The organism is uncultured Pigmentiphaga sp. (assembly GCF_937950555.1).
GTDB lineage: Bacteria > Pseudomonadota > Gammaproteobacteria > Burkholderiales > Burkholderiaceae_B > Pigmentiphaga.
On sequence record NZ_CALFCW010000074.1, the window covers coordinates 1 to 12,773 of the forward strand.

Annotated in this window: 11 protein-coding genes and 1 CRISPR repeat array; of the genes, 8 read left to right on the plus strand and 3 right to left on the minus strand. The window is 58.5% G+C overall.

What is annotated here, in order from left to right:
* A partial coding sequence (locus Q0319_RS18595; RefSeq protein ID WP_299455092.1) for an Arm DNA-binding domain-containing protein occupies nt 1-615 on the minus strand: 615 nt, incomplete at its 3' end.
* Between the two features lie 905 nt (nt 616-1,520).
* Between Q0319_RS18595 and cas3 the strand changes: the two genes are divergently transcribed.
* Genes cas3 through cas2e form a run of 8 tightly spaced genes read left to right on the plus strand, consistent with a single transcriptional unit; the run spans nt 1,521 to nt 9,861 of the window.
* The gene (cas3, locus tag Q0319_RS18600) at nt 1,521-4,154 is read left to right on the plus strand and encodes a CRISPR-associated helicase Cas3' (protein WP_299455094.1); all 2,634 of its coding nucleotides are present in this window, start codon (nt 1,521-1,523) and stop codon (nt 4,152-4,154) included.
* A gap of 21 nt (nt 4,155-4,175) precedes the next feature.
* Nucleotides 4,176-5,735: a type I-E CRISPR-associated protein Cse1/CasA gene (gene casA, locus Q0319_RS18605; protein WP_299455096.1), complete on the plus strand. Its 1,560-nt coding sequence runs from the start codon at nt 4,176-4,178 to the stop codon at nt 5,733-5,735.
* Between the two features lie 3 nt (nt 5,736-5,738).
* The gene (gene casB / locus Q0319_RS18610; RefSeq protein WP_299455097.1) at nt 5,739-6,272 is read left to right on the plus strand and encodes a type I-E CRISPR-associated protein Cse2/CasB; all 534 of its coding nucleotides are present in this window, start codon (nt 5,739-5,741) and stop codon (nt 6,270-6,272) included.
* Nucleotides 6,269-6,913: a type I-E CRISPR-associated protein Cas6/Cse3/CasE gene (gene cas6e / locus Q0319_RS18615; protein WP_299455099.1), complete on the plus strand. Its 645-nt coding sequence runs from the start codon at nt 6,269-6,271 to the stop codon at nt 6,911-6,913. Before casB ends, cas6e begins: the two co-directional genes overlap by 4 nt.
* Before the next feature lie 19 nt (nt 6,914-6,932).
* Nucleotides 6,933-7,979, plus strand: coding sequence for a type I-E CRISPR-associated protein Cas7/Cse4/CasC (cas7e, locus tag Q0319_RS18620; protein WP_299455100.1), 1,047 nt, complete (start codon nt 6,933-6,935; stop codon nt 7,977-7,979).
* A gap of 7 nt (nt 7,980-7,986) precedes the next feature.
* Nucleotides 7,987-8,724, plus strand: a complete 738-nt coding sequence (gene cas5e, locus Q0319_RS18625) for a type I-E CRISPR-associated protein Cas5/CasD (protein WP_299455101.1) — start codon at nt 7,987-7,989, stop codon at nt 8,722-8,724.
* Entirely contained in the window at nt 8,721-9,596 is an 876-nt protein-coding gene (gene cas1e / locus Q0319_RS18630; protein ID WP_299455102.1) for a type I-E CRISPR-associated endonuclease Cas1e, read from the plus strand. Before cas5e ends, cas1e begins: the two co-directional genes overlap by 4 nt.
* 25 nt (nt 9,597-9,621) lie before the next feature.
* Complete coding sequence (cas2e, locus tag Q0319_RS18635) at nt 9,622-9,861, plus strand: type I-E CRISPR-associated endoribonuclease Cas2e (RefSeq protein ID WP_299455103.1); 240 nt, start codon at nt 9,622-9,624, stop codon at nt 9,859-9,861.
* Between the two features lie 47 nt (nt 9,862-9,908).
* Nucleotides 9,909-10,852: a CRISPR direct-repeat array (repeat unit 28 nt; unit sequence GTCTTCCCCACGTGCGTGGGGGTGTTTC).
* Nucleotides 10,853-11,154: 302 nt separating this feature from the next.
* On the opposite strand, the gene Q0319_RS18640 is transcribed toward cas2e, so the two are convergent.
* Nucleotides 11,155-12,162 (minus strand): tripartite tricarboxylate transporter substrate binding protein, encoded by a 1,008-nt coding sequence (locus Q0319_RS18640; protein WP_299455105.1) that lies wholly within the window; start codon nt 12,160-12,162, stop codon nt 11,155-11,157.
* Between the two features lie 58 nt (nt 12,163-12,220).
* On the minus strand, nt 12,221-12,773 hold a 553-nt coding region (locus tag Q0319_RS18645; protein ID WP_299455107.1), incomplete at its 5' end, for an FAD-dependent monooxygenase.

The window sequence follows — 12,773 nt, forward strand, 5'->3', positions numbered from 1 at the left end:
GATGAACGCTTGCAGCATGGCGAGAGCGCGCTTGGTTGCCTCAGCCCTGATTGCCGCGTTGGCATCCAACCAACGGATCACTTTATCCCGACGGATTTCATTTAACGGCTGCGACAGCAGCTCATGCAGGATGCCGGGCTGGGTCTTGGAGCCCATTCCTGGCCGTCGGCCACGAGTGATCGGTGTCCCGCCGGGGCTTACGGCCCGCCTGTGGTCTTCTGTGTAGCGGGCGGTCCAGTGTGGGGCCCGGGTCTGTACATACTCGTCCCAGGCGACAAGCGCTAGCTGTCGCGCCTGAACTGTCTGTCGGTAGGCCTTTTGTTCGGCGGCGATGCGTTCTGCCTTTTCCTGTCGAGGATCGCGCCCAGCATCTATGATGGCCTTGAGACGACGTGCCTCTTTACGCGCTTCTTCAACGGTCCAGGTCTTGGGGTCGCCGATGCTCATGCGCACGACTTCGCCTGCGAGCTTGCCTTGGAATATGAAGGTCTTGCTGCCGGCGGTCGCGCGCAGTCCGAGTCCTGGCTGTTCCGAGTCTCGTAGGAAGGCCTGTTGTTTGCCGGGCGGACAGGTGAAATCGTCGATACGTTTGGGGGTGAGTCGAACGCGGGACATGGTTCTGTGTACCCTCTGTGTACCCCTAATGTACCCCAAATTGTCCCATTTCGTTCATGTTCGATCAATGTCGATGATGCGGTGTTGCAAATATAAGTCATTGATAAATAACGAATTTATCGATATTTTTCAACGGTCATCAACACCAATCAACGTTCTTATTCTGCCACTTGTAATGAGAAGGTCGAGGGTTCGATTCCTTTCACCGGCACCAGCCAAATCGGGCAGTTAGGGAGGGATTCCCTAGCTGCTTGTCCCATCCGTTCTCATGCCCGAAGCAGCGCTGCGCATCGCTAGTTAGCAAAGCAAGGGCGTTCAGCTAGCTCCCCGAAAAGCGTCAAGCAAACAACCGAAGCTCTGCGGGCACGAGGGTGATGCCATCCTGTTTCCCTGTTTCCGTACATTCATTGCCGTCTCCCGTGGTCAATAGCGAGCGCAGTGCGCTACGCGCGCTGAGTGTGGGGCGAGCATGATTGTTCTTGCACGTGGATAGATCGCGCAATAGCGGGATCAGCTAGCTGCGATGCCTGCGGGTATTTCGGACTCAGTTCGTGGCGATTATCGGGTAGATGTTTATCATCTATTTAAGGGATAGGCGGACATAATGAGAAATCCGCGGAATGATGCGGCTAGGCGATCGTGAACGGTAAGTGTTTTCCAGAGTTTTGGAAAAAGCTGTCGCATATAAAACTAGAACCGGACTTATGACAGTGAAAGCCGGTTGTTGACTTCGTGCGGTTCTGCTGGTCATAAGTCGGGGTAGTCGGGTGTAACGCGTTAGGGAGTGTTATGGCTCGTCGCTGAACGGACAATTGGGCGAGCGTGCATGAGTCTGCTTCCAGCAGATCAGTATCTCTAGCCGGGCTCGAAAGAAGGCACCGGTAAGTACTAGCAGCTTCAACCATATGTTTCATAGAAGAAAAACTACATCTTCCCAACGTAACCCAAGCCCGGCAGTCGATTTTTCTGTATGTCCAGCCAAGACTTTTCTGCGCAGCGACGGAAGCACCGTCCCGGGCCGCCGCGTCGCTGAGCATTGCCAAATCGTCGGGTCGGTCGCGCGACGACTGATCGAGTTCTATCCGCCTGCATTACAAAAGGCGCTGTTTCCTCCCGATGCTCCGTTCGTTGCAGCTTGCCACGATATTGGTAAAGTCAGCCCGGCCTTCTTGGAAAAATTGCGCCAGGCATGCAGCGGCGGAATGGAGGATATTCCTCGACAGCCCATCTCGCCCGACCTCGAAAAACAGTGGGGCGGCCACGCTGGCGTAAGCCAGGTCGCTGCCAAGGCGCTCGGCGCGCCGGAGTGGGTGCCTGAGATCCTGGGGCAGCACCACGGATTTTCCCCAGACAGCCTGCTGGTCGGCAAACGCGCCGACGCGGAAATTTTCGGAGGTGAGGCGTGGCAAGCACAACGCGCTGCCCTGGTGCAAGAACTCCGGCGGCGCTTGGAAATGCAATGGCCAAAGATCGACAATCCCGTCCAAGCGAGGCTATTGGCGGGATTGACCAGCGTTGCAGATTGGATCGGTTCCGGCCGCCACTTCGAAGATCCGGAACAGGATTGGCAACCGTTGATCGAGCGGGCTTTGCAAGAGGCAGGTTGGGTAAAGCCTTCTTACCGCAGCGGGCTGAGTTTCGCGGATGTCTTTGGATTCGAGCCTCGGGCAGTACAAAAGCAGCTGGTCGAAATAGCTCGCGAACCCGGCGTCTATGTCCTGGAAGCTCCGATGGGGCTGGGAAAGACAGAGGCGGCGCTCTATGTGGCGTACAAAATGCTGGTTGGCGGCTATGCCAGTGGTGTTTACTTCGCCCTGCCGACGCAACTGACTTCCAACAAAATCTACGAACGCTTCAACGCATTCCTCGCGCAGATCTTGGCGCCAGAATGTCCTCACCGCCAAGCATTGCTGCTACACGGCAAGGCATGGCTGCAGGCCACGGACATGGGGGAAGAAGGTTGTCCGGGAGGGGCGTGGTTCAACCAGGCAAAGCGAGGCCTGCTGGCGCCGTTTGCGGTGGGCACGGTCGACCAGGCCCTGATGGCCGCCATGAATGTCAAGCATGGCTTCGTCCGAGCCTTTGGTTTGGCCGGCAAGGTGGTGATTCTGGACGAGGTGCATACCTACGATGCCTATACGGGTACGCTGCTCGATGCCTTAGTGGCCATGCTGCGCGGCCTGCGCTGTACGGTCATTATCCTGAGTGCCACGCTCAATCAAGACCGGAGGGCGCAGCTCCTCCAAGCTTCGACGCACAGTCGAGGCTACCCACTGATCACGGCGCTGCGAGGCACCCTCGACGCACCTAGGGTAGAGGAGTACGAAGCCGAGCCTCCGCCATCGACACAGGTCCAGCTACGGCTGGTGCAAGACGAAGCATCGGCGCTGCAAGCGGCGCTAGATCGTGCCGCGGAAGGCCAGTACGTGCTGTGGATCGAGAATACGGTCGATGCCGCACAGGATCGCTATCTGGACCTGGCGGCGCGCGCCCACGAACTTGGCGTGGAATGCGGGTTGTTGCATTCTCGATTTACCGCTGCGGATCGCCAGCGCATCGAGGATGCCTGGGTCGGCCTGTACGGAAAATCCGGCTGGTCGCGGCGCGCAGAGAGAGGGCGGATTTTCGTCGGCACTCAGGTGCTGGAACAGTCGCTGGACATCGACGCAGATTTTCTGGTGACCGCTTTCGCTCCAACAGACATGTTGGTGCAGCGCCTTGGGCGCCTGTGGCGGCACAACGGGACCCCGCGCCCTTCGTCGGCGGTGTGCGAGGCCTGGGTGCTGGCGCCCGATACGGAGCAGGCCGTTGCCCAGCCCATGCTGGCCTTTGGTGGCAGTGCTTTCGTGTACGCACCATACGTGTTGTGCCGGAGTCTCCAAGTTTGGCGAACGTTGACCCAGGTCACGCTACCAGACGACATTCCAATCTTGATCGACGCTACCTATATGCCACGCGCGGAACAGGGCGCCATGGCACGCTGGCTGCGCGAGTTGGAGCACGGGGTGCCCAGCGCACCGGGGCGGCCAAGCCGAAAAGGCCGCCAGACCTTGCAGCGGCTGGCGCGCATCGGGTTGGCACGTGATGGCAAGACCTTGTCGGACGTCGACGCACCGACTCGCTATAGCGAAAGCGAAACCCGCGAGGTGTTGCTTCTGCGCAGGTTGCATTACGACAGTGCTACTCAGACCACATTCCTGACGTTACTGGATGGTTCCACGCTTCAATTGCCGATACAAAGGCATCGTCTAGACAGACAGGGGTGGAAGGCCCTGACCGCCCAGCTCATGCAGCAACAAGTTCCCGTGCGTGCCGCCGATGCTCCTTTGGCGCCCTCTCGCTCGGAGCTCCAAAAGCTCGGCTTTGGTCACTGTTTTTATTTAGGAAGCCCAAACTGGGAAGACGATGTCTGTAGCTTGCATGTATGTCTCGTGGACGAAGCCGGTACGCTCCAGGGGCTGTACGGCGCCGCGGTGCATGAACGCTATCGGCTGGAGTACCGGGCGGACCTCGGGTACCGACGGCTCAAGAGCATATGACAGTCGAGGAGATGACGACTAATGGAGCGACGATTCAACCTCATCGATGAACCCTGGTTGCCCATCGTGGATGTGGGGCGGGTGAGTCTGCGGGAGGTTTTCAGCAATTCTTCTTATCGTGCGCTCGGGGGGAATCCAGTACAGAAAATTGCGTTGATGAAACTGCTGCTAGCGATCGCGCAGGCGGCATGTACCCCTGAAGACGAACCGCAATGGGAGGCGTTGGGAACTGACGGGCTCGCACGGCATTGCTTAGCCTATTTGGAGCGATGGCACGATCGGTTCTTTCTGTATGGCGACCAGCCCTTCTTGCAGATGCCTGCCATCGAGAAGTTGATTGCCGAGCGAACGAGAAAACGGCTGCTTACGGCCAAGACGCCAGGGAAAATCGTGGAGATTGAGGCAACCGGGCGCCCTAAGAACTATGGGGCAGGCTTCTATCCCGACCTACCCAGCGAGAACAATACAGAATTTTCCTACACGATGTCCGCTCGGGAACTGTCCGATGCAGACAAGGCACTGTTCTTGGTTTCGCTGATGAACTTTGCGTTCGGCGGGAAAAGGGTGGAGTCTGACCTGGTATCCCTCGGCGGCGACGCATTGGGAAACCGATATACGGCGCCGGCCGGACCGAGCCTGGGAGGATGGGCCGGGCAATTGCACTGCTTCCCGCTGGCAGATTCCGTGCTGGGAAGCCTGTGGGTCAATCTGCTGACCAGATCCGATATCCAGGGCCTCAATTACTGGAGCGAGGTTGGAACTCCCCTGTGGGAAAAAATGCCAGCGTCAGAAAGCGATGATGTCGCCAACGCTTATCGCAGCACTTATCTGGCAAGTCTCTTGGCGTTATCGCGTTTTGTCTTGCTGAAAGACGACGGACTGTTTTACCTGGACGGAATACGGTATCCCAAAGTCTCCGACGGGTGGATGGAATCCAGCCTGTTGGTCGACAAAACGCAGAACCCCTTCAAGGTTAAGTATGTGGATCCCGAAAGAAGGCCGTGGAGGGAGCTCGAGGCCATGTTGGCCTATAACGTCTTGGGGACATCGAAAGGCTTTGAATGCATCGCCCTGAAAGTAGGCGTGAGCAGGTTGGCAGAGAAGTTCGGATTCTTCTCCATATGGAGCGGGGGAATCAAAGTTTCATCGAACTCAGGGGACCAGTCCGTCAAGCAAAGTGACGACTTCGTGGAGTCGCAGGTTTGGCTGCATAGCGACTTACTCGGCCAAACCGAGTTTGCCCAGCTTCAGGCCGAAATGGCAGTTCTCGAAGACCTTGCAAAAGTTGTGTACGGCTGTGTTGCGGCTTACTACAAGGCATTGAAGGTCGATGGCAAACAGACGGCGCAAGAGGCAGTGCACCGGTTTTGGCAAATGTGCGAACGTGACGTGCAATCCCTGCTCGATCATTGCAGTAATGGGGAAGAGCATCGGGCGGTGCGCCAGAAGTTGCGTTCCGGATTTATGGGGTACGCGTTGCGGATTTTCGACCAGCTTTGTCCCCAAGAGACCGCCCGCCAGCTCGAGGCCTGGGCGAAAAGCCGCCCGCGCCTTGGCAAGTACCTGAAAGAGGAGGATTGATTCATGTCCCAGCAAGACCGAGCCTCAGCTAGCCGTGAAGAGCGCTTCGTGGAGTATGTGCTGGCCGGCATCCAGAAGGACAAAGGATTGGCGGCGCGCCTGCGTCGCGCAGACAACCCTGCTACCGAGTTCCAAAGCTGGGACGTTCTTGCCGGCTTTGGCATCGACCTGGAAAACGCTGCGCAACGCTTGAGCTACGCCACGGTAGCCGCTGCGATGGCGAGGGCAAAGGCGGCTGGCAACGGCAATATGAGGCTGGGGGAGGCCATTGCCGCTTGCTACGGCGACGTTCAGGACAGCCAGGCCCAGACGAAGCTGCGCCGGGTGCTGGCGTGTGACAACGTGCCTGAGTTGTGCCGGATCCTGCGTCCGGTATTGACGCTCATTGAGAGTCGCATCGCGGGGATGTCGCTGGATTACGCAAGGTTGCTGCGGCAGATGTCCCGGTTTGCCTGGGACGCGCAAGCCGTCAGGGCCGAATGGGCACAGGAATTTTATGGACGTGTCCGGGATACCGCGGGGCGGGAGGCACCATGAACCTCATTGCCAGCATCCTCCACCTGGATCGCACGGCGGTCAAAGCGCTCCGCATCACTGATGCCTATTCCGTACACCGCGTGGTGTACAGCCTTTTTGAGGATGTACGCAGCGATGCGCAGAAAGCGGGCAGTGAGTCGAGCGGGATTCTGTACGCAGACCAGGGCGGCGATTTTCATCAACGGACGATTTTATTGCTTTCGGACAGGGCGCCGGCTAGTAGCGTCGACGGACGGCATGGCTTGGTGCGGAGCCGCGCCATACCGGACGATTTTTTGTGTCACGGGCGCTACCGTTTCAAAGTCATCGTCAACCCCACCCGGCGAGACAGTGCCAGCCGCAAGCTAGTACCCATCAAAGGGCGTGAGTCCGTATCGGATTGGTTCATGGCGCGCGCGCCTAAGAGCTGGGGTTTCGCCGTCAGTCCGCGGCATTTGCAGGTAGATCGGATCCAGGTACTGCAGTTCAAGGACAAGGCACAGCGTAGCGTCACGCTATCCCAAGCCACCGTGCAGGGCGTCCTCGATGTGACGGACCCGGAGCAATTCCAGCACAGCTTCCGCTGCGGCATCGGCCGGGGGCGGGCCTTTGGTTGCGGTTTGCTGCAGCTCGTTCCCCTCGTTCTATCCTCTTCCATTTGAGAATTAGGAAACCTTCACCATGGACAAAGCCTACAAGAACCTCCGCATCGAGTATCACATCCTGCAGTCTTTCCCCGTGACTTGCCTCAACCGGGACGACGTCGGTGCTCCCAAGACCGCCGTGGTAGGCGGGGTCACCCGGGCAAGAGTGAGCTCGCAATGCTGGAAGCGCCAAGTACGCCTCGCTATGCACGAGTTCGGTGTCAAACTGGGCACGCGGACGAAGCATGCCGCGAGCATCTTCGCCCAAGCTTGTAGACAAGCCGGGGCCGACGAAGCACAGGCGCAGGCCTGCGGCCAAAAACTGGCCGGCTCGCTCTCTGACGACACGTTACTGTTCATCAGCGAGACTGAGGCAGCTGCGTTTGCTGCCTATGCCAAGGAGAATGGTTTCGACGCAGAGAAGCTCAAAGACAAGGAGCTCGGGAAAATTGCGAAGAAGGCTTTGAATCCCGCCCAGGATGCGCTGGATATTGCTTTATTCGGCCGCATGGTGGCCAAGGCTACGGACATGAACGTGGAAGCGGCGGCTTCGTTTTCGCACGCCATCTCTACGCACCGGGTCAGCAATGAAGTGGAGTTCTTCACTGCCCTCGATGACCTGCAAGAGGAGCCGGGTTCGGCACACATGGGCAGCTTGGAGTTCAACTCAGCCACGTACTACCGATACGTCAGCCTGGACCTGGGCCAGTTGGCTGACACGCTCGGCATCTCTCACAGCGGCAACACCGATGACCTCAAGAAAGCCATCGCTGTCTTTACCCAGGCCTTGTTTGTCGCGATCCCCACTGCCCGGCAAACCACGCAATCCGGGGCATCTCCATGGGAGTTTGCTCGCGTTCTCATACGCAAAGGGCAACGCCTGCAAGTGCCATTCGAGCAACCCGTCAAAGCCAATGGCTCTGGTTATTTGCAACCCAGCAAAGAGGTGCTCAAGAGTTATCTCGACAGTAAGGAAAAATTGTGTGGTTCCTTGTTCGGAAAGGTCGCCGCTTACGATTGGGGAGAGGACGAAAGCTTTAACATCGATTCGCTGATCACCGCCTTGCAAAGCCACGTGCAGTGAGGTTCCTATGGCGAATCCTTATCTTCTGCTTTGGTTGGAAGGTCCGCTGCAAGCCTGGGGCCACGACTCCAGGTTCGGGCGCAGAGACAGTCTGGATTTTCCGACCAAGTCCGGGGTGCTTGGGCTGCTGTGCTGCGCGCGCGGGGCAGGTGGCCCACAGTCGGAATGGTTGGCCGCATGGGCAGACTTGGACATGCAGGTCGAGGGCTACGTGCCGCGAGACGAAAAAGGTCGCCCGTTGGCGCGGCTTCCTTTACTGCGGGACTTTCACATGGTCGGCAACGGCTACGACGATGGCGATCCCTGGCAAACGCTGCTGATTCCCAAGAAGCGGGATGGCAGCAAGGCAGTGGGGGGCGGCGCGAAGCTGACGTTTCGCTACTACGTACAGGACATGGCCTATGCAGTGGCGATACAGGCTCCAGCGTCGCTGTTCGAAGAAACCGTCGCAGCGTTGCAGATGCCTGTGTGGGACTTGTACCTCGGGCGGAAGAATTGTGCGCCCACCGAATTCATCTATCAGGGGCTGTTCGATAGCGCCGAGGCGGCGTTACGGGCTGGCGCAGACCTGGCAGAGAAAAAGAATAGGTGGTTGGCATTGCGTGTGCTCCAAGGGGAGCACGAAGGCGAGGTCGTGGTGCTTAACGATGTGCCAGTTCGGTTCGGGCCGGTCAAGAGTTATCGGAACCGGCGCGTGACCGTGCAACGACCAGAGATGCCCATGCTCAGCCGAGCGCAGCAATGACGTCAGATCAGCGTTTGTTCATCAAGATCACACGCGACTCCCTGCCCCAGGTGAAAGATAAATATCCGTTTATTTATCTAGAGCGGGGACGTTTGGAGGTCGATGACAGTAGCGTCAAATGGATCGATTCCGATGGGCACGTTGTTCCCCTGCCCGTGGCGACTATCAATGCCTTGCTCCTCGGGCCGGGAACGACTATTACCCACGAAGCCATCAAGGCAGCTACAGCGGCAAATTGTCCCGTCTGTTGGGTCGGAGAGGACAGTCTGCTGTTCTATGCCGCAGGCTTTTTGCCCACGGCAGACACCCGCAACATGAAATTGCAGCTCAGCCTTGCTGCGGATCCCGTCAAATCCCTGGAGGTCGCACGGCGCATGTTTGCCCGGCGCTTTCCCGATGTGGACTTGGAGAACAAATCCCTACCCGAAATGATGGGGATGGAGGGGAATCGCGTGCGGAGTTTGTATGAGCAAAAAGCCGAGCAGTATCAGGTGGGATGGCAGGGCCGCCGGTTTACGCCCGGGAAATTTGAAGCGAGCGACTTGACCAATCAGATCCTGACCGCTGCCAATGCCGCGCTATATGGCATCTTGAGCTCCGCCGTGCACAGTATGGGTTATTCACCGCACATCGGTTTCATTCACTCAGGCAGCCCTTTGCCGTTCGTATACGATTTGGCTGATTTGTACAAGGAGGAGCTTTGTATTGACCTGGCTTTTGCGCTAACGAGGGAGCTCGCGGGGCGCTACGACAAATACAAAGTGGCCGCGAGTTTTCGCGAGAGAGTTATCGAAATGGACTTATTGGCCAGAATTTCAGAAGACATTACGGAGATGCTAGGGAGCGGACGTGCTCGTCGTTATCGCAAATGACCTTCCTCCCGCGGTACGGGGTCGAATGAAGCTATGGTTCATTGAACCTAGGCCCAACGTTTTTGTGTCGGGCATCAAGGACTCCGTGGCAACGAGCGTCGTCGAATATCTTCATAAGCACTGCCCGCCTGAGTCTGGAGTGCTGCTCATCAAGTCTATTAGTAGGGCCCCCGGCTTTGAGATGCGCATCATTGGCCCGCCTCGCAAACCTCCGATCAAAATTTCAGGTTTGGAGCTTATCGTCGAAACCCTGAAATTGGACTGATGCACTAGATCTAGTGAATCAGCATGGTTTCGACACTAGATAGCACTGTCTTCCCCACGTGCGTGGGGGTGTTTCCAAATCGCCGTCAACCTCGCGAGCGCGGATTTCGTCTTCCCCACGTGCGTGGGGGTGTTTCCTTTGCCGTGTTTAGCCCAGGGTGAACATCTAAGTCTTCCCCACGTGCGTGGGGGTGTTTCCAAAGGGATGGATTAGATAAAGCCCGAAACTGGGTCTTCCCCACGTGCGTGGGGGTGTTTCTCCGTGGAGGAGGACTGAATGACGGTGTACGAAGTCTTCCCCACGTGCGTGGGGGTGTTTCCCCGGTTCTGCAGAAGTGCGACCCGATCAGCGTGTCTTCCCCACGTGCGTGGGGGTGTTTCCCAACGACCGAAGTTATCCATCTCTCTACGCAGGTCTTCCCCACGTGCGTGGGGGTGTTTCCGCTTGTCCGCCTGCTTGCGCTCCAACTCGTCCAGTCTTCCCCACGTGCGTGGGGGTGTTTCTACCAGCTCCGCGACCAAGAAATCCTCAATGCAGTCTTCCCCACGTGCGTGGGGGTGTTTCTTCGTCGGCATCCATGCCAAGCTCGCGGGCAATGTCTTCCCCACGTGCGTGGGGGTGTTTCCCTCCCCATGTGTACTTCGGCACGCTACAGCGGGTCTTCCCCACGTGCGTGGGGGTGTTTCCCACGCGAATCGAACGGAAGGTACGCGCCAGAGGTCTTCCCCACGTGCGTGGGGGTGTTTCTGCGGATTGCAAGTGGCGAAGCGACTGCTGGACGTCTTCCCCACGTGCGTGGGGGTGTTTCCTCAGGCATACCAACCACGCTCACCTCAAGCGGGTCTTCCCCACGTGCGTGGGGGTGTTTCTTCGAGCGCGGGGGCGGGGTGCGAGGGGTTCTGGTCTTCCCCACGTGCGTGGGGGTGTTTCCCGCATCGTCGCCGATGGACTGGGCGGCCCCGAGTCTTCCCCACGTGCGTGGGGGTGTTTCCAGGTTGATGAGGGTGCCGTTCTTGGGGGTGTAATCTTCCTCCCGGTCGTGGGCTGGTTCTATGAAGAACGGGGTGGGGGAGCGTGCAGGGCTGACTGGCCGGTGGGAACGACGTTACGTGCACCGCGTCGTCGGGACTTTCAAGGCGCTATGATGTACCCGCTGCGGCCGAGAGCACCTCCGATATGGGCAGGGTAAGTTCGTGCGGAGGCCGGCTTGAATAATCGAATATCTAACCGCGAATCACCCCTGAGGCAGTACTCAATTCCTTTCGAGGTGGTCCGCGCCAAAGGGCTTTGCCTTTATTCGTTCTTCGCCTTGCTTTTCACGATCTTCGCCAACTCGCCCCAGCGTTTGAAGTCGGCCTGCATCGTCGAGGCGAGCTTCTCCCCTGGTTCAGGCTTTGCCGTCAGGCCTTGCTTGTCGATGACGCTCAACACGTCGGGGGTGGCCATTGCCTTTGCCACTTCTGCATAAAGCGTGTCGATGAGTTCAGGCGAGGTACCTGCCGGCGCGAACAAGGCAATCCATGCGGTATCGAGATTCGCGCCTTTGACACCTTGTTCTTCAAAAGTCGGGACTTCGGGCGCATATTTCACGCGGTCGCTCTGGGCGATGCCGAACAGCCGGACTTTGCCTGCCTTGGCGTAGGGCAGTGCGAAGTGCAGGGGGACCATCATCATGTCGATTTGGCCGCCTATCACATCGGTGACCGCGCCGGCGGAACCCTTGTACGGAACGTGGACCATGCTGGTTCCCGTGCCGGATTGCAGCAGTTCCATGCCGATGTGCTGCGGGGTACCAGTGCCGGGTGAGGCGTACGTGTATTTGCCGGGATTGGCCTTCAAGGTGCGTATTGCTTCGTCCAGCGTTTTCGCAGGGAATGACGGGTTCGCGATGAGCGCGAAGGTAGCGATGGCGAGTTGCCCGACCGGAACGAAGTCCTTGAACGGATCGTAGGGGACGTGATCCTGGAAGTGGACATTGGTGATGATGGTATCGGCGGTCATCAGGAGCGTGTTTCCGTCAGGCGCAGCGTTCGCCACGGCTGCCATGCCGATGGATCCGCTGGCACCTGGCCGGTTTTCTACGACGACGTGTTTCCCTAGCTTCTCGGTTAATTTCGGCCCGATCGTCCGGGCGAGGGTGTCAGCGGCCGTTCCCGGGGTGAACGGAACAACGATCTTGATGATCCGGGAGTTGGGTGTGCCCTGGGCGTGCCCTTCCGCGGAATAAGTCGATCCGATGGCGGCCAGTCCGAGTGCAATGATGGACGCAAGCGTCGCGCGTTTGGAAAAATTCAGTCTCATCTTCCTCTCCGTGCGCTTGCCCGAGGCGATGCCCCGGGGCGCGCAACATGGTTTTGCTTTATACGGTTTCTGCTTGGGCGGGGTCGTACTGCAGGGGTACGGTCAATGGGTCGTAGTTGTAGAGCCAGCTGTTGCGCTCTTTGGTGATGTCCCGCTTTTGGAAGGACTTGCGCATTTCGTCGACATTCTCGATTCGATAGATCCCGCGCATGCCCGCTGATTCATTGACGATGCGGCTGGTGCGGGGAATGCGCGCGCGCTCGTACATCTTTAGCGCTTCGGGCAGGGAGCCGGCCTCGACGATCGCGCGCGTGAGCACTGCGGCGTCTTCGATTGCCATCACTGCGCCCTGGGCCATGTAAGGCAAGGTCGGATGGGCGGCATCCCCGAGCAGGGTGACGCGGTCGGTGCTCCAGTGCGAGGTCGCGGGCCGGCTGTTCAAGGTCCACTGGTAGCATTGGTCCTTGTCGACTGCGTCAATCACTGCCTGGACGATGGGGTGCCATCCCTCGAAGTCTGCCTTGAGCTCCTCCCAGGGGCGCTTCAACGTCCACGATTCATCCGCGGGTTTTTCCCGCGCGACGGCACCGCCGAAGTTCAGCAGCCGGCCG